This is a genomic window from Clostridium sp. CTA-5, assembly GCF_054768135.1.
Genome location: NZ_BAAAAT010000001.1, coordinates 18,316 through 37,687, shown reverse-complemented (window position 1 = coordinate 37,687; position 19,372 = coordinate 18,316). Strand labels below are relative to the sequence as shown.

The 19,372-nt window shown below is 26.0% G+C and carries 11 protein-coding genes; 1 reads left to right on the top strand and 10 read right to left on the bottom strand.

Translation table 11 applies throughout. The features are described 5' to 3' along the window. Positions 1-4: 4 nt before the first annotated feature. From dhaB1 to leuA, 4 genes are all read right to left on the bottom strand, one after another. Positions 5-2,368, bottom strand: a complete 2,364-nt coding sequence (gene dhaB1, locus ACYUET_RS00190; RefSeq protein WP_460276996.1) for a glycyl radical glycerol dehydratase DhaB1 — start codon at positions 2,366-2,368, stop codon at positions 5-7. Positions 2,369-2,752: 384 nt separating this feature from the next. Then, the gene (locus ACYUET_RS00185) at positions 2,753-3,796 is read right to left on the bottom strand and encodes a response regulator transcription factor (RefSeq protein ID WP_460276994.1); all 1,044 of its coding nucleotides are present in this window, start codon (positions 3,794-3,796) and stop codon (positions 2,753-2,755) included. Positions 3,797-3,804: 8 nt separating this feature from the next. Further along, positions 3,805-5,022, bottom strand: a complete 1,218-nt coding sequence (locus ACYUET_RS00180; protein ID WP_460276993.1) for a PocR ligand-binding domain-containing protein — start codon at positions 5,020-5,022, stop codon at positions 3,805-3,807. Positions 5,023-5,402: 380 nt separating this feature from the next. Next, positions 5,403-7,070, bottom strand: a complete 1,668-nt coding sequence (gene leuA, locus ACYUET_RS00175; RefSeq protein WP_460276991.1) for a 2-isopropylmalate synthase — start codon at positions 7,068-7,070, stop codon at positions 5,403-5,405. Positions 7,071-7,488: 418 nt separating this feature from the next. Here leuA and ACYUET_RS00170 point away from each other — a divergent pair, with 418 nt between their 5' ends. Beyond that, on the top strand, positions 7,489-8,112 hold the full coding sequence (locus tag ACYUET_RS00170; protein ID WP_460276989.1) for an MntP/YtaF family protein: 624 nt from the start codon (positions 7,489-7,491) through the stop codon (positions 8,110-8,112). Positions 8,113-8,267: 155 nt separating this feature from the next. On the opposite strand, the gene ACYUET_RS00165 is transcribed toward ACYUET_RS00170, so the two are convergent. From ACYUET_RS00165 to ACYUET_RS00140, 6 genes are all read right to left on the bottom strand, one after another. Continuing rightward, the gene (locus ACYUET_RS00165) at positions 8,268-8,444 is read right to left on the bottom strand and encodes a hypothetical protein (protein ID WP_460276988.1); all 177 of its coding nucleotides are present in this window, start codon (positions 8,442-8,444) and stop codon (positions 8,268-8,270) included. A gap of 383 nt (positions 8,445-8,827) precedes the next feature. Then, positions 8,828-10,615 carry an ABC transporter ATP-binding protein gene (locus ACYUET_RS00160; protein WP_460276986.1) on the bottom strand — a complete coding sequence of 596 codons (1,788 nt, stop codon included), beginning with the start codon at positions 10,613-10,615 and terminating at the stop codon, positions 8,828-8,830. Further along, positions 10,615-12,351, bottom strand: coding sequence for an ABC transporter ATP-binding protein (locus ACYUET_RS00155; RefSeq protein ID WP_460276985.1), 1,737 nt, complete (start codon positions 12,349-12,351; stop codon positions 10,615-10,617). Before ACYUET_RS00155 ends, ACYUET_RS00160 begins: the two co-directional genes overlap by 1 nt. Before the next feature lie 587 nt (positions 12,352-12,938). Next, positions 12,939-16,220, bottom strand: a complete 3,282-nt coding sequence (locus ACYUET_RS00150; protein ID WP_460276984.1) for a tetratricopeptide repeat protein — start codon at positions 16,218-16,220, stop codon at positions 12,939-12,941. Between the two features lie 9 nt (positions 16,221-16,229). After that, on the bottom strand, positions 16,230-17,927 hold the full coding sequence (locus ACYUET_RS00145; protein ID WP_460276982.1) for an Hsp70 family protein: 1,698 nt from the start codon (positions 17,925-17,927) through the stop codon (positions 16,230-16,232). 598 nt (positions 17,928-18,525) lie between these two features. Beyond that, positions 18,526-18,969 (bottom strand): hypothetical protein, encoded by a 444-nt coding sequence (locus ACYUET_RS00140; protein ID WP_460276981.1) that lies wholly within the window; start codon positions 18,967-18,969, stop codon positions 18,526-18,528. Positions 18,970-19,372: the final 403 nt, after the last annotated feature.

Genomic DNA, 19,372 nt, shown 5'->3' with positions numbered 1-19,372 from the left:
CTTTTTACATAACATGTTCTGTTCTTGCAATAATGTCATTTTGTATAGATTTATCTAGTGATATAAATTGTGCACTATATCCTGCAACTCTAACAATTAAATCTTGATAATTTTCTGGATTTTTTTGTGCTGCAATTAATATATCTTTATCTATTACATTAAATTGAACATGGAATCCTTTTTGATCAAAGTAACTTCTTATTAATGCTGTTAAATTCATTAATCCATTATCACCTTTCAATGCTGATGGATGGAATTTTTGATTAAATAATGTTCCATTTGATGCTATAAAATGGTCTAATTTTGCAACTGAATTACAAGCCGCAGTAGGACCTGAAGTATCACATCCTCTTGATGGAGAAACACCATCTGCTAATGGTTGTCCACAGTTTCTACCATCTGGAGTTGCCCCTGTTAAACTTCCAAAGAATACATTTATTGATGATGGATATAATCCTGGTTGGAACTTACCACCTCTTGGATTTGTGTATTTATTAACTTCTTTGCTATATACTAATGCGCCTTCTCTAGCTAAATCATCTACTTCATCTATATCATTTCCAAACTTAGGTGCTTTTTTAAGTAAAGCTTGTATATCTTCTGAATCTTTAAAATCATTATTTAATACTTTCTTTAACTCACATGAAGTTATTCTCTTTTCATCAAAAACAAGTTTTTTAACTGCTACTAGTGAATCTCCAATATTAGCTACTCCAACACCTTGTGGCCCACTAAAGTTATATTCTGCTCCACCATCTTGAAGACTCTTTCCTCTTCCAATACAATCATCAACCATTGAAGATAAGAAAGGTAATGGTGCTCTTTCTGCATGAGCAATATCTATACAATTATCCGCTGTACACATATGTCTTACAAAATACTCCATTTGCGCTTGATAAGCAATCATAAATTCTTCAAAAGAAGTCATTTCTTCAAAGTTTTGAGTCTTAGGTCCTATTTGCTTGTTATTATCTAATCCTGAATTTATAGTTAATTCTACTATTCTAGCAAGATTAAAGAATGCTGAATCATGCCATCCTTCTGTTTTTCCAGGCTTTTGTGGTTCAACACATCCAATTATTCCATAGTCTCTTGCATCTTCTAATGTAAGTCCTCTAGCAACTAAAGCTGGAACAATAACTTCATCATTGTAATAAGCAGGAAGTCCTAATCCTTCTCTAGTTAATTCTGCTGCTCTAAGCATGAATTCATCTGGTGTCTTATTCCATATTCTTACTGATAAAGATGGTTGAGGTAATTTAACATGTACTGATGCTTCTAAACACATATACGATATTTCATTTGTTGCATCTTTTCCTTCAGGAGTTTGCCCTCCAGCAATTAAGTTTTGGTACATTGGATAGCCACCAAAATGCTTAGTTGAAATTTCATCTCTTACCTTGTTAATATCATTTAATTTTATCCATATACAATCTATTAATTCTTGTGCAAATTCTTTTGTTATATTTTTATCATTTGCATAATATGGATACATATACTGGTCAAATCTTGCTGGTGAAATAGAATGTCCATTAGATTCTATATTTATTATTGCATGAACAAACCAGAATGATTGACAAGCTTCATAGAATGATGTAGCTCCCTCTGCTGGTACTTTTGTACATATTTCCGAAATTCTTTCAAGTTCTACTTTTCTTCTTTCATCATTAATATTTTTTGCAAGTTCTTTAGCTTTTTCTGCATATCTGTTTGCATATTCTATTGCAGCTTCACAAGAAATAATAACACTAGTTAAAAACTTTTCTTTTTTTATAAAATCTGGATCTATACTTCTACTTTTTTCTAATTGTTCTTTTGCTTCTTTTATAATTCCATTAAATCCAATTTTTAATACTTTATCATAACTTACTGCAATATGTCCTACTCCGTTATAATAATAATTTCCTACTGTAAATATATCTGCATTTACTGCATTTACTGTTTCTTCTGACATGTACGAAGTTGCTAATTCACTTGTTGTTTTTCCATCCCAATATTCAAATACAGATTGTAATTTTTCTTTGCTTTCTTCTGATATTTGAAATGCATCTCCATTTCTTTTATCAATTCTATCAAGTTCATCTTTTAACCACTTGTTTGAAAATTCAGGGAATACTTGAGAAGATCTTGGTTCCTTAGTTAAACTGCCAACTATAAGTTCCTCTTCTCTAATTGTTACAGGAATATTTTTTAAGATATTCTTTAACGCTAATGCTCTTCTTAATACTGCTGGCTGACCTTCTGTTTCTTTAAAAGATTCTGTTATTAATACTGCTCTTTCTGCCTCAACACATGGTTTTGCATTTAATATTTGAGCTTTTAAAACGTTTATTCTTTCGCTTTGTTTACTAAACCCTTTACTTATCATTTTTTAATTCCTCCAATCACAACTCTCATTTGATTGATTTAATATTATCATTATATTGATAATTTTTTAACAAATTATATTGTTTACTATTTGTACTATTTTGCTGTTTTTATATTATTTTTTATAATACAGTAATTTTTTGCTGTTATGATAACGTTTTTATCAATTGTTATATTTAATAATCTATTAATTTAAAAATCTTAGCTTAAGATTCATTAAGTATAATGTGATTAAAACTTGTATTTATTGATAATCAAACTACAAATTTAACTCTGTCCATACGTTTTTATCTATAATATCAATCTAAAATTAAAACATAGTAAAAAATAAAGCTATTTGATAATGATTTTTCCTCATCATCAAATAACTTTTAATTTAGTTGTATTACTTACTACTATTTCTATATACAGAAGGAGTAACACCAACTATTTTTTTAAATACTTTAGAGAAATATCCCGATTCATCATAGCCTAAATTTATAGATATATCTATAATTGTCATATCTGTATTAACCAATAAGTCTTTAGCCTTTTCTATTTTATATAAATTAATATAATCAACAAATTTCATTCCTATATCTCTTTTAAACAATTTACTAAAATAGAAAATACTTAAATTACAAGATTTTGCTCCACTTTCTAATGTTATTTTTTCTCTATAATTTTCGCTTATATAGTTTAATACAGGATTTAAAACCTTGCTTATTTCTTTACACCCAATTAATTTTTGCCTAATAATATCATCTGAATTATCTTTGCACATAAAATCTAAAAATTCATTCATTATAATATCAATCTTAGATATATTATAAAGATTATCTATTTTCTCTGTATATGAATTGATATTTGTACTAACTTTATTTTTATTTCTAATCCTTACAAATATATTAATCATTTTATTTAATAGATCTTTACATCTACTTTTATATTTATCAATATCCCAATTACTTAAAAGCTTGTATCCATATAGTAAATTATTAAATACATCAGCAATATCTTCTTCATTAGAGATTATTTTATTTAAAAGTGATAATTCTTTTGAGAGCAATTTATTTTCATTTGTTTCTAAATTTATAATATGTTTATTTAAAACTTCTGACAAATTCTCTAAACTTATTGGCTTTAATATATAATCATCTGCATTTAAATTTTTCTTTATATTATTTAAATTATAATATTCCATAAGTAATATTATAATCTTATCCTTGTCTCTTTCTTTAATAATCTTTGCAGCTTCAACACCATTCATTCCAGGCATTTCATTATCAATAATTATTACATCTGGATTAAGTCTTTTATCAAGCTCTATTGCTTTTTTACCATTTTCAGCTGTTCCAACTATGTCTATTTTAGCACTAGTCTTATTTATAACTTTTTTTAGTGCTTCTAATTCAATGCATTCATCATTCACTAAAATAACATTACACATATATTTACCTACCTTTCATCAATTGGTAAGCTTATTGTAACTTTAGTACCTATCTCTAAATCACTTTTTATATTTATACAATAATCATACTTAAAAAAATTTTTTATTCTTTGCTTTGCAACTATTATCCCTCCAGAAGAACAAGTAAAATTATCTTCTTTTAAATTCAGATTTTTTAATTTTTCATTCGATATTCCAATTCCATTATCTATTATAGAAATTATAATATGTTCATCTTTTTTTTTCACAATTACATCTATATTTCCAACATCTTCTTTTTGTTTTAACCCATGTTGAATAACGTTTTCAACAAAAGGGTATATGCTCATAAACGGAACTTTAAAATCTTCTTGAATTTCTAAATTTATATTATAATTTAATCTATGAACAAATCTATTTTTTTGTAAATTTAAATACTCTAAACAATAATCAAGTTCTTCTTTTATAGTAACTATTTTATTAGACTTATAAAATGTATCTCTAATAAATCTTGTGAACCTATAAGTGATATTGCTAGTTTGTTCTGCATCTTCTATTAGTGAAAGTGAATAAATATTATTCATAATATCAAATACAAAATTAGGATTTATCTTAGAAGTTAAAGATTTTAATTTTAACTTTTCTAATTCATTTTGCAATTTTAATTGGTTTATTTCCGATTTAGTAATTTTTTCATTACTTTCACTTAATTTTTTAGTCGTTATTTTATGCATACCCTCTTCTACTATGTATTTTGATAAATGTAATATCATTTGAGCAATATGTTTAATTTTATCTAATGGAATTATTGTCAAATTGTTATATGCATTTACAACGTCCTTATTATCACCTAAATCAGAATTAATATTTACAACCTTTTCTAAATACTTTTCTTCATCTTTATTAATTAAAACTTGTCCTGCCATTATAGCCCCTAAATATTGACCTCGAACTATGATAGGAACTGCAAAATCTACTATACCTTTATGACAAATATATATGTATGGTTTTTCCGTTCTTGTAGCTTCAATCCCACCTCTTGAATCGCATCTTTCACAAAGTTCTCCTTCTTTTGGGTCTTTGCGTATTATATTACAAAATTCAGAACAACAACTATGTTTTGTAATAGGCTTACCTTTATAATCAACAGTTATAATAGCAATTCCAGAAGCTTTTGCAATGTCATCCTGAATATTTTGGAAAGCTTCAATGTTTATTATCTCTTTAAGATCAATAATGCTATTCATTCTTCACCACCATAATTTTATTCTTTTTTGCTTCGTTTTTAATAAACATTAATGTATTATTTTAATATTTATTATTATTTTCAAACAACATAATCCTAAAATATGTATATTAAAATAATAACATGAAATTATTAAAAAATATAGTAGCTTATTTTATGATTCGACTTAATAAGCTAATATCTATACAAATTTTTAAATATATTTTATTGAATAAATTATATTTATTTTTAAAGTTAAATATTATCATAAATAAACCTTCAAGAATCACTTTAAGACTTTGAAGGTTTACTAAGAATTATATTTTATTGTTATTATAAGTTTTAAATAAATGTTATTATTTAAAATAGATTAAGTAATATTATAAAATTCAACTTATTATTCTATAAATATAGACGGTTAAGAGCACTAAATATCGATTTTATTGAAGCTCTTGTAATATTACTATTAACACCTACACCAAAAGTTTTTTCATGTGTATCATTTCTTTCCATATACACATATGCCGCAGCCTTAGCCTCAGATCCAGTGCTTAAAGCATGCTCCTTATAATCAATTATTCTAGTATCTATTAATTTACTTGCAACCAAAGCTCTTTTTAATGAATCTATTGGTCCATTACCCAAACCTTGAAGTTTAAATTCTTCCCCTTTATATATTAATAGTACATCAACCTTAGTATTTTCTGTACAATCATCATCATCTATATCAGTAATTATACAACTAATTAACTTAAATGGTTGTTCAATATCTAAGTATTCCTTAGTGAACTGTTCCATTATTTCATCGGGTGCAATTTCTCCTTTTTCTTCAGATAATTTTTGTATTACATCTGAAAATTCTTTTTGCATCATCTTAGGAAGCTTAAATCCAAAGCAATGATCCATAACAAAAGCAACTCCGCCTTTACCAGATTGACTATTTATTCTAACTAAAGCTTCATATTCTCTTCCCAAATCACTTGGATCCACTGGCAAATATGGAACTTCCCATATTTTATTTTCTCTTTCTTTATACTTGTCCATACCTTTATTAATAGCATCTTGATGTGATCCTGAAAAAGCTGTAAAAACAAGTTTTCCTGCATATGGATGTCTTACATGTACTGGGATTTTAACGCATCTCTCATATACATCAATAATCTCATTGACATTTTCTATATTTAAATTTGGATTAACTCCATGCGAAAACATATTATATGCTATATTTAAAATATCAACGTTTCCGGTTCTTTCTCCATTTCCAAATAAAGTCCCTTCAACCCTATCTGCTCCTGCTAAAAGAGCTAATTCTGCATCTGCAACTCCAGTTCCCCTATCATTATGAGGGTGTACACTTACAATAATTCTTTCCCTGTTTTTAAAATTTCTACACATCCATTCTATTTGATCTGCAAATATATTAGGAGTGTCCATTTGTACTGTTGATGGAAGATTTATAATTATTTTTTTATCTTTACTGGCTTCCCATACATCTGCTACTGCTTCACATATTTCTAAAGCATATTCTACTTCTGTACCAGTAAAACTTTCTGGAGAATATTCTAGTAATATCTCTCCATCAAATTCTTTAGAATATTCTTTTACTAATTCAGTTCCCTCTACAGCAATCTTTTTAATTTCTTCTTTGCTCATATTAAAAACAACATCTCTTTGAAGTACTGATGTTGAATTGTATATATGAACAATAGCTTTTTTTAGCCCCTTTAGTGATTCAAAAGTTTTAGTTATTAAATGAGGTCTAGCCTGTGTTAAAACTTGTAATACAACATCATCTGGAACATGATTTTCATCAATTAATCTTCTTAAAAAATCATATTCTATTTGAGATGCTGATGGAAAACCTATCTCAATCTCCTTAAAACCAAGTTTTACAAGTAATTTAAACATTTCTAATTTTTCATCTACCGTCATTGGATTTATAAGAGCTTGGTTACCATCTCTTAGATCAACACTACACCAGATAGGTGCCTTCTTTATTTCATTATTAGGCCATTTTCTATTTTCCAACTTAACTGTTTCAAATCTTTTATATTTTTTATAATTTAACATTTTATCATCTCCCCAAATTAAATAAGTGTTATAAGGCATATGAATAAAAATAATGAATTCAAAATACACTGATTATTTTTTTGATTATGCCTAAAATATAAATCAATTTAAAAACAGAGAAGCAGTCCCTCAATTATTCCATATATTTTTATAATAAATATAATCTTTTTGTCTACTTTCTTAACCCCATCTAAATCACCTCTTTAATATTATTTTTTAATTACAAATAACTTACATATAATAATAATTAGAATTATCTTATCATATTTTTAACTATATGTAAAATAAATACGACTTTTATCATACGTTTTATTAATTATTTTAATATATTTTTATTTATCTGTTAATAGACCTATTTTTTAGTCATTTTTGATTAATAAGAATATACTATATTAAATCAATGTTTTTGGAGTACGATATGGAATTTTTTTCTCCATTATTACTATCAATTTCATCAAACTTAGATACTTTTAGAATTTCAAACTTTCAAGGAATAAAAAAGATACCTATTAGCAAATTTCAAATTATAATCATTTCAATTATTACAACAATTTCAACATTTTGTTCTATGTATTTAGGAGTTTTTATTAAAAAGTTTTTATTAAATGAAATTTTAGTTTTATTTGGATGTGTTGTCTTAATATTTATAGGAATTTACTTTTTTGTAGAATATATAAGAATGCAAAAAAAACGTTTAGGAAAAGATACTTATTATTATGTAGAAAATACATCTAACTTTAGTGTTATTTTAAACGAAGGAGATTTTTCTAAAGTTGCTAATTCCAACAATATAAGTTTTAAAAACTCTCTATTATTGGCACTAAATCTTTCAAAAAATAATTTAGGATTTGGAATTTTAGGAGGACTTATTGGAATAAATATACCTATTAGTGTTTTCTTTAATTTTATAGTTACTATATTATCTATTATTGTCGGAGAATATTTAAGCAAAACTTCTTTTTCAAAATTCATTATTAAATATTCTTACTTGATATGTGGATTTATAGTAATTATTCTAGGAATTTATCAATATTTTGTATAAAAAAGTAGCTGTCCCGAATCTTAATTGATAGTTAACATTTAAAAATTTCTATTACACACTTTATAAGTGAAAAGAAGTTAATGAAAAAATTAAAAAGTTTAGATTTAACTTAAAATATCAGTTAAATCTAAACTTTTTAACATTTTTAAACTATATTAGTCTTTATAATTTGATAAAGAACTACAAGCATTATTAAGGCTACTAATAGCATTTTGAATGACATCTTTATTTTCTTGCTTTTCTGCTTTATTCATAGCTTGTTGTAATGCATTTACTGCTGTTTGAACAGTACCCATTCCTTGATTTACATAATCTTGTGCTTTTCCTGGCATATTGATTACCTCCTTCAAAATTATTACCCTATTATATTCTCCTATTAAAAATACGTTATGCAAAATCTTTAACTTGAAAAATATCACATTATTTTTTTTATTATCAACTAATTTATAATTAACTTTACTTAAACTTACCTTTTTATATTGTTCTTTTAAGTTTATAAAACTATTTTCTTAATTCTGGATTTAATCCATCATCTCAAAATTCAAATATATTTTAAAATTCTTCACAAATTTAAAAATGGATTCGCATTACTTACGAATCCATTTTTATTTTAATTTAGATTTATTTTTTATATAACAGTTCCTTTATTATATATTCCTAATACTTCTTAAATATCTAAATTGTATTTAAATAACTTGTATTGGTTTCTTTTATTCTAAGCTCCTTGATTTAAAAACTTATATTGAGCCATATATAAATCATAATAAGCCATTTTTTTATTGATTAATTGTTCATGATTACCAGATTCAATAATTCTTCCATCATCTACAACCATAATTTTATCACAATCTCTTATAGTTGATAATCTATGAGCAATAACAAAAGAAGTTCTTCCCTCTAATAATTTTTCTATACCATCTTGAACCAATCTTTCTGTTTGAGTATCAATATTTGAAGTTGCTTCATCTAGAATTAATATTCTTGGATCAGCTAATAGAGCTCTTGCAAATGACACTAACTGCCTTTGACCTAAAGATAATCTAGAACCTCTTTCATTGACTTCAGTATCATATCCTTTTTCAAGCTTCATAATAAATTCATGAGCATTTACTGCCTTAGCAGCTTTAATTACCTCTTCATCAGTGGCGTCAAGTCTGCCATATCTTATATTCTCCATTATAGATGTAGAAAAAAGAAATGTATCTTGAAGCATAATACCCATTTGACTTCTATATGATTCTAGCTCTACTTTACTAATATCTTTACCATCAACTAAAATTTGACCTGAAGTAACATCATAAAATCTACTTAATAATGAAACAATAGTAGATTTTCCAGCACCTGTAGCTCCAACTAAAGCTATTTTTTCACCTGGATTAATCTTAAAACTTACATTTTTTAAAATATCATTACCTTCTTCATAAGCAAAACTAACATTTTTAAATTCTACCATACCATTAATTTCACCTATTTTTTTAGCGTTATATGCATCAACTATACCTGGTTTAACATCTAAAATATCAAATATTCTATCTGCTGCTGAAAGGTTTGTTATTAGTGTATTATAAAAACTTGAAAGATTCATTATAGGTCTCCAAAACATACCTGAATACATTGAAAAAGCTATTAAAGTTCCTATTTCTATCTCTCTTGATATTACTAATTTATATCCTACTGCTAGTACTACTACAATCGCAATACCTGATGATAATTCAACTAAAGGCCAAAATAAATCATTAAGTCTAACTGCGGCATTCCATCTTTTCTTTTGCTCTGTTACTAATTTTTGAAAGTCATCATTAGTATCTTTTTCTTTTGCAAAAGATTGTACCACTTTAACCCCTGAAAATTCTTCATGTGTAAAAGCATTTAAATTTGATCTTTTAGCTCTATACACTTCCCATCTTCTTCTTGAGAATATTTCAATACAAAACATAGCTACACCTAGTATAGGTAAAAGAATTATACATACAAGAGCAAGTTTAACATTAAGCATCAGCATAGCTATTGATAACAAAACTAAATTTAATATTTGTGGTATTAACATTTGAATACTTTGATTAAATAAATTTTTTAAAGAATTAACATCACCCACAACTCTTGCTAATATCTTTCCTACTGGTCTACTATCAAAAAAATCAAAAGAAAGAGTTTGTATATGAGTATATAATTCACCTCTTATATTAAGCAATATATTATTAGTAATAAAGTATATTTTTTTCCATCTTATCACGGATACTATCCATGCAACCAAGTTTAATCCTATAAGAATTATTCCAATATTAATTAATCCTTTTATATCTCCGTTAGCAACCTTATTATCTATAGCTACTTTTAATAAATATGGATTTAAAACTCCACATAGCATTACATATAGCATTAATACAATAACTAGCAAAGATTCTTTCTTATAAGGTCTTAAATAAACTAATAAGTTTTTAATAAGTTCCTTTTTACTTCTTCTAGTTGTTTTTTCATCTTTTTTTATTGTATTTCTAGACATTATATCACCTCTTTTTCAAGTGAACCAAAATCCTTAAATTGCTCAGAATATATATTAAAATATTCTCCTTTTTTCTTAAGCAATTCCTTATGATTTCCAATCTCCTTTATTTTCCCATCTTCAATATAGAGTATTATGTCTGCATTTTTTACAGCTGAAATTCTGTGAGCAATAATAAATGTTGTACAAGACATCTTTCTCTTATTTAAATTTGATAATAATTCATGTTCAGTCTCCATATCTAAAGCAGATGTGGCATCATCTAAAATTAATATAGGTGACTTTCTTAAAAGAGCTCTTCCAATAGCTATTCTTTGTTTTTGTCCTCCCGAAAGACCTAACCCTCTTTCCCCTATCTCTGTTTCAAATCCATCTTCTAAAGATTCAATAAATTTATAGCAACAAGCTGCCTTACAAGCATCAACAACTTCTTCATAACTAGCTCTACTATTACTAAATTTAAGATTTTTCATAATAGTATCAGAAAACAGAAACGTATCTTGTGGTACTATACTCATATTATTTCTTAAAGAATTTAAAGCATAATTTTTAACATTAACACCATCTACTAAAACTTCGCCATTTAAAATATCATAATGTCTACCAATTAAACTTAACAATGAAGTTTTGCCTGAACCTGTAGTTCCCATGACTGCTACTGTACTTCCTGCTGGAATTTTAAGATTAACATTTTTTAATACCTCTTCATCAGAATATTTAAAAGTTACATTTTTAAACTCAATTTCTCCTCTTATTTTTTCAGGTGCATAATTTTCTTTTTTACTTGTAATTTCAGATTTTCTATCCATAATATTAAAAATCTTTTTAACTGAAGCAGCATTTCTTGATAAAAGATTTAAAAGTTCTCCAAGATTTCTAACAGGCCATATAAGATTCCATATATAGCCACTAAAAGCTATTAATATCCCTAAAGAAACCTCACCATCCATTACAAAATATCCGCCTAAAACAATCATAACTACTAAAGATACATTAGTTAAAAACTCAATTGGTGGAAAGTACCTTCCGATTATATCTGCTTGTTCCATATTTAAATCACAATATTCATTATTTAACTTCATAAATTTTTTAATCTCATATTTTTCTCTAGTAAATGCTTTAACCAATCTAACTCCTGCAATATTTTCTTGTGCAGCTGTATTTATATCGGCAGTTTTATCACTTATTTTCCCATAAGTTTCATCAAATTTATTTTCAAGCTTTATCCCAATAAATCCAATTGGAAGCATAACAACTATACATGCTAATGCTAATTTCCAATTTAGATAAAATAGAATGATAGACGATCCTACAAAAAACAATATATTTTCTATAAGAAATCTTAAGCCAAATGCTATGGTTTCCCAAATTGTTTCAGCATCCTCACCTATTCTTGACATAAGTTCTCCGGTATTCATATCATCAAAATACTTGAATTCTAAAGTCTGTATATGACTAAATAAATCATCTTTTATTTCTTCATGAACCTCACTACTAGCTATATCATAAAGATATTCCTTAACATATCCTAATAAAGCCTTTAATATTGTTATTGCTAAAAGTATTAATATAATAGGTTTAACTACCTGTGTTTCGCCACCAGTAATCCCTCTATCTAAAAATTCTTTTAGAAGAAAAGGTACACATAAATCTAATCCAATAACTCCCATCATCCCCAAACTTCCTATGATTACCCATAGTTTATATTTGAAAATATACTTAAAAATCCTTTTCATTTTGCCCCTCCTAAATGTAAAATTTCCTCCATGACCAAAAGAAAAAGGCCACGGATATCCCATGACCTAAAATTACATTAAAATTTTATCTAGAATGAATTTTAAATAACAAAAGGTCATGGGCAATAGCCCACAACCTTGTAAAATCAAAGTTTATTATAGCAAAGGTAAAAACTAATTATATTTACACTCCACTACTTGAGATAGGGCTACTATTATTATTTGTTTTTAATCCTGTTACTGGAATCATTAATTCCGCTACTAATTTTGTAAACATAATCCTACCTCCTTTAAAAATTCTTTCTTAAAATTTCATTATGCTTTAAAACTATGTTTATATTTTAAAACATAAAATATATTAGATTTATTTGTGACTTGTTTAAAATTATATTCCTGTTAATTTTTCTTGTCAACCATTTTTTATTTATTTTGGAATTTTTTATAATGATTTATAAATTAATTACACTAATTTTCTTATAAATTGAATATTTAAGCCCTATCCCTAAAGTTAAATAACTTTTTTATAATATCAACACTGTTTTAAAACATAGACTTTTAAGAAAATATTAGTATTTTTTAATATAGTGTTATCCTTTAATTAATTCTAAAATCTTATCTTTTTCTTCTTTATATTCATCATCAAATTTTATTTCCAAAGCTTTATCAAAATATTCTAGTGCCTTTTCATAGTCTTTCTTTTCCTTATATATCTTTCCAATTCCAAAGTAAGATGAATGACAATTTTTCTCATCACAATCACAACCAATTGGTGCTGTTTCAATTGCCTTTATATAAAAATTATAAGCTTCATCATTCTTTCCTAATTTGCTATAACAATGTGCTACACTCTTATAAGTACACGCAATATTTTCTCCATCTCTAATCTTTTCCAGATAATATTCTAATGCTTTTTTATAATACTTTTTAGCACTTAATTTCTTTCCTAATTTATAATATGCCTCTGCTATATTAATACTAATTTCTCTTTCATCCTCTAAGTATTTCTCTTGATTTTTATAATACTTAATTGCTTCTTTATAATTATCCCAAGCTTTTTCATAACAATCTCCAATATTTTTATATGCATCCTTATGCATTGGATCAAGTTCAACAGCTTTTTTATAATTTTCAATTGCCTTTTTATAATTTTCAAATCTTATTTCATATAGTACCCCTATGCAATTATATAAATATGCAGTTTCTCCAGTTTCTTCAATTTGTTTTTGATAATAAGTTAATGCTGAATTATAATCTCCTAACTTTCTATAACAATTTGCAATATCAGAATATATCTCCTCTTTATTTGGGTTTAACTTGATTAAATTTTTATAGTTTTCAATTGCTTTATTATAATCATTTACATCATTTTCATATAACTTTGCAAGTTGATTATATATATATTCATTACCACCTGTTATTTCTAATCCTTTTGTATAACACTCAATAGCTTTTGTATACTCTTTTAAGAATCCATAACAATATCCTAAATTTACAAAGGCATAGTCATTTTCATTATTTACAACTATTGTTTTATTAAAGTATTTTATAGCGTTCTCATAATCATCTAAATCATAAGCATAAGTAGCACCTATTGAATTATAAAAATATTCATAGTCATTATTAAATTCAATTTGTTTCTCTATATACTCTATCTTCTTTTGATAATCTCCACGCCAGCTTCCATATAAATTAGCTATATTGCAATATGCATATGCTTGTTTAGGATTTATTTCTATAGCTTTCTCATAACAATTAAAGGCTTCTTTAAAGTTTTCCACTTTTTCATAAACTTGTCCAAGGCTATTATAATATTCATCATAGTTGGGATCTATTTTTATAGCTCTTATATAACAACTTATGCATTTTTTATATAATCCCATTTCATTGAATAACATTGCCTTTCTTTCATAAGCAACATCTTGATTAGGATCTTTTTTTATAATTGTGTCTGCATCTTTTAATGCCTCATTATATTTTTTAAGATCCCTATATAAACTCATACGTAAGTAATAATTACTTAATTTATCCTCATTTATTTTTATGCACTCATTAACATAAAAAATAGCTTTATCATAATCTTCTTTATAAGAACTTAATAAAGATAATTCATAGTAAACCTCATCCTTATCTCCTTCCTCTTCTAAAAGTTTGTTAGCTAAATCAAAAGCTTCATCATATTTTTCTAATTTTATTAATGCTCTAAGCTTATTTATTTGAACTTCTCTATTTGTTATATCATAATCTTCAGTTTCCTTTATTAAACTTAATACACTTTCATATTGTCCTACTTTATAATATATTTTAATTTCAATAATGTAGGCATCTATAAAATAAGGATATATACTTATACATTTATCTAAGCTTTCTATTGATTCTCTAAAGTTTCCTAATTTATAAAGTGCTTCCCCTTTGCATAAATACACGTGTGCGTTATTATCGTTAAGTTCTAATGCTATATCGCAGGCATATACAGCCTCTTCATATCTATTTAATTCATTAAGCACTCTGCACTTTCTAAAGTTAGCTTCTCCATATTTATTATTTAATTCTAGGGCTTTATTGTACAATTCTAAAGCTTCATCCAATTTATTTAAATTTTCAAGCTGTTTACCCTTTTGAAGACAAATATATGCTGTGTTATCCTCATCATCATTTATTTCATACCATTTTTCAAACAAAGTAAAAGCTTCTTCATATTTTTTTAATTCAGAATAAGTTCTTCCTAATAAATCATAATATTGGCACTTTTCATCATCTTCTGGTTCTATACTTTCTGCTGTCTCTTTTGTATTTTCATAATCATATACTTGAAATTGTAGCCAAGCTAATTTAAATTTAAGTTTATTATCTTTTGCACTTTTAACTTCTTCTTTATACTTTTCTATAAGCTTTAAATCAGTATTACGAACACATGCCATTACATATTCATTATAAGGATATACATCTAATACTTTTATGTAATACTCTTTTGCTTCTTCATAATCACCAAATTCAAAATAACAATCTCCAAGGCCTTTTATAGCACCTATATTTTCTTTATCCTCTTCAAGAACTTTTTCATAATATTCCTTGGCATTTTGAATATGGTCTTCTCCTAAATAAGACTCAACTTGTGCTAATATAAAATAAGAATCTTTGTCTTCATATTCTTTAATTAACTCGTCTCCTAATACTTTAGCCTTTTCAACTTCTTTTGAATAAAGATAATACTTAATTTTTAATATTGTCATATCTGGATGCTCAATATTAAGTTCTTCTACACTATCTAATAATTTTTTTGCTTCATCTAGTTTATCCTCTTTTAGTGCTGATCTTAACTCATAAAAAAGGTATATAAATTCATCATAATTTCCGTCTTCATCACAATTAAAAAGATCATATCTTATATCATCATTACTATTTATTTTATACATCAAAAAATCAACAAAGTTTTCAGGATAACTTTGTTTAAGTTCTTCTTCTTTTTCACTCCAATTAAAATTTTCATCAAATAACTTAAATATCTTACTTGGAATATAATATTTATCCATAAGAAAAGTAACTAACTTATCACTAACTTCTTCTGCTGAATCTAATTGAAAACAAATATCTTCATCTAATAATTGCTCCCAATATATTTCATCAATCCTTAAAGAAAACTCATTATATAATTTTTTAACTTTATTAATCCATATTCCTGCTGGTGATTTATCTTCATCCTTATCGCACTCATCTGCCATTTTTAAAGCTTCTTCATAAGCATTTCTTAACTTTTGAAATCCTTCAGCATCATCTTCAGGGTTATATATAGGCAATTTCTCTATATAAGCTTCCTTAATTAAATTTTTATCTTTAGTTTCTTTTATTCCTAGTATTAACCATTTATCCATACTATCCCCCTATAACCAGTCATAATCAATATTATCTAATATTTCTTTAAGCTCTTTTGCTGCTTTTTCAACTTCTCTTCTATCTTGTTTATCTAATACATTTTCAAATTCTTCAAGAATTTTAGCTATATAATCTCTTCTCTCTCCTATGTTTTCTTCATATAGTCTTTCACCCCTAGATAAAAGAAGTTTATTTTCTTCTTCCTCTCTTGGATGAATTTTAAGTTCATTAAGTTCTTCTAATCTTTTTTCAACTTCTTCATCACTCATAGAATTTGAATTATTTTTTATAACTATTCTTTTCTTAAATTCAGTGCTAACTACTTTTACCTCTACTTCTAATATTCCATTAATATCATATGTATAGCGTATATCTATAGATTGTTCTCCACCTTTCCCTTTTGGAACTGGTACATTAATTTCACCAAGATAAATATTATCTTTAGATAATCTACTTTCACCTTGAAGCACCTTTACTGATATAGCACTTTGATTATCATATATCGTATATAATCTATCAGTCTTACTAACAGGAATTATAGTATTTCTCTCAATGATTGGATAAAAATGTCCACTTTCATAATTTCCATTAGCTTTTTCAATAGAAATACTTGTACCTAAAGTGTAAGGACATACATCTGTTAAAACTATTTCTTTAATTGCTTTATCTCTAGATTTCATAGCACCTTGAATAGCAGCTCCAAGCGCTACTGCTTCATCAGGATTAATATGAACAAGAGGTAATCTTCCAAATAATTTAGCAACAAAATTTCTTATAATAGGTAGCTTTGTTGCTCCTCCAACAAGAACTATGCTATCTATTTCTCTAATTTTTATAGATGCGTCACTTAAAGCTCTTTCAATCGGTCTTCTAAGTTTTTTTAGTATTAATTGACATGACTTTTCATAATCATCTAAATTTAGTTTGTATTCTAATATTTCCTCTTTAATCTTACATTTCATTGCTACTTCTTTTTCTTTATTAAAGCTCAATTTAGTAATTTCAGCTTGTCTTCTTATATTAGATAAAGTTTTGTTATCTAACTTTTCCTTATCTAATTTATGTGTATTAATAAACATGCTTTCAATTATCTCAGTAAAGTCTTCTCCACCTAAATAATTATTCCCAGCTACAGCCCTTACTTCCATAATATTTTTATATAATTCTAAAATAGAAACATCAAATGTTCCTCCACCAAGATCAAATACTAAAAACTTAGTATTATCATTTTTTTGATTAAGCCCATAAGCTATGGCCGCTGCCGTTGGTTCATTAATTAATCTTTCAACCTTTAATCCTGCAAGCTCTCCAGCTCTTTTAGTTGCTTTACGTTGAGCATCATTAAAATACGCTGGTACACTGATAATTGCTTCAACTACATCTTCTTTTAAATAAAGTTCTGCATCTTCCTTTAAAGAACGAAGTATAAAAGAAGATAACTCTTCTGATAAAAACTCTTTACTTCCAATCTTAAATACCCTTTCACTTCCCATACTTCTTTTGAAAACTGCAACAGTGTTTTCTGGATAAACACTCTGTCTTTCTCTAGCAATCTTACCAATATAAATTTGTCCATTTTTATCTATACTTACTACAGACGGAGTTAATAAATCTCCTAATCTATTTGGTATAATAACAGGTCCATCCTCAGTAAAATAAGATACCAAACTATTAGTAGTTCCTAAGTCAATTCCTATAATGGCCATTATTCATCCCCCTGTTTTTTATTTTTTCACTTAAAACATAGCCTTTATTTATAATTAAAATTTGTGTATATCAAATCACATTTTACATTTATTAAGATACCTTCCTTTAGTATTAATTAATAAAAAACTTTTACTTTTAACTCATTATAATAGGTTCCATTTTTAACTATATATAGTATATTTTCGTTTGAATTAGTCATTTCTTTACCTTTGATTTCCAAGTCAGAATAAAAATCTATTTATATTAAATATAAAAGTTTAAAGAAATTTACAATTAATTGATTCCCTAATATACAAAATCAATTAATAAGTCTTCTATTTTTTCTCTTAATACAACATCACCTAATCTTTTCATATTACCTTTATCAGTTTCTAATAAAACTCCACTAAAAAGGATATTTATAATCTAAAAAACACCTAAGATAATTAAATCCTAAGTGTTTTAAAAAATATTAATCATCATATTTCTTTGTCTATTTCAGGACAATGAATTTACGGCATTTTGTTTCTCAATACTTTTATATAAAATTTAATAACCAGTTCAAGTTTCAAATAAAACAGTAGACTGTTCTTTTACATAATTTATAAACTTTAATTTTTAATTATTTTTATTATATAAAACATAATGACAATAAAATTCAATTTTTTTACTAGAAAGAATATATAGCATAGATGCAATCTGAAAAAATACCATAAATACTAGACAGTAACTGCTAAGTGTAAGAATAATACTACCATCAGATAAACTAAAAATTTCACTTATAGATGTAAGACCTATAACTCCTCCTAGCAAAGGCAATATAGCAATTTTCTTTTTTCCATTTTTGATAATATGTAAAAAGAAACATATTACACCTATTTCTATAATTAATTTTATTACATTTCCTCCCATATCTTCTTCTCCTATAATTGACAATATAACACAAAATAAAATGATTATAACTCTAAAACCTATTAATACAGCTTGTATAATATCTAAAATCCTTCTACTTTTAGTGATTAATTCTGGTTCCGGTAGATTTTCATTAAATTTATCTTCCATAATTACCTCCTTATATTTACAGAGCTATCACAAAAACTGGTCAAAGTTTATGACTACTCTTTTTGTTAATTTAATTTTTTATCCATTTCTATAACCTTTTTACTCATAAATTCTCCTAGGCATTCTTACATTAATTACTAAAAATAATTCTAATTTAATACTTAAATATATAAAAAAGCATTATTTCTTATTTTTTCCCAGCAAGATTTATTATCGGTTAATTTACAATTAGCTTTAATAGATGTTATATTTGCTAAAAATAAAAGTTTAGAATTAACCTTAATTTTGGTTAACCCTAAACCTTTTTTCTATATTTTAATGCTTTAATTCATTTTGCGTTTCAATTTTAGTTACAAAATCTATATAGAATTTTTTGACTATAGATATATATTTAAGTTAATTT

Coding starts and splice junctions, on each gene's coding strand:
- dhaB1 (WP_460276996.1), bottom strand. CDS start 2,368: ATGATAAGTAAAGGGTTTAGTAAACAAAGCGAAAGAATAAACGTTTTA.
- ACYUET_RS00185 (WP_460276994.1), bottom strand. CDS start 3,796: ATGTGTAATGTTATTTTAGTGAATGATGAATGCATTGAATTAGAAGCA.
- ACYUET_RS00180 (WP_460276993.1), bottom strand. CDS start 5,022: ATGAATAGCATTATTGATCTTAAAGAGATAATAAACATTGAAGCTTTC.
- leuA (WP_460276991.1), bottom strand. CDS start 7,070: ATGTTAAATTATAAAAAATATAAAAGATTTGAAACAGTTAAGTTGGAA.
- ACYUET_RS00170 (WP_460276989.1), top strand. CDS start 7,489: ATGGAATTTTTTTCTCCATTATTACTATCAATTTCATCAAACTTAGAT.
- ACYUET_RS00165 (WP_460276988.1), bottom strand. CDS start 8,444: ATGCCAGGAAAAGCACAAGATTATGTAAATCAAGGAATGGGTACTGTT.
- ACYUET_RS00160 (WP_460276986.1), bottom strand. CDS start 10,615: ATGTCTAGAAATACAATAAAAAAAGATGAAAAAACAACTAGAAGAAGT.
- ACYUET_RS00155 (WP_460276985.1), bottom strand. CDS start 12,351: ATGAAAAGGATTTTTAAGTATATTTTCAAATATAAACTATGGGTAATC.
- ACYUET_RS00150 (WP_460276984.1), bottom strand. CDS start 16,220: ATGGATAAATGGTTAATACTAGGAATAAAAGAAACTAAAGATAAAAAT.
- ACYUET_RS00145 (WP_460276982.1), bottom strand. CDS start 17,927: ATGGCCATTATAGGAATTGACTTAGGAACTACTAATAGTTTGGTATCT.
- ACYUET_RS00140 (WP_460276981.1), bottom strand. CDS start 18,969: ATGGAAGATAAATTTAATGAAAATCTACCGGAACCAGAATTAATCACT.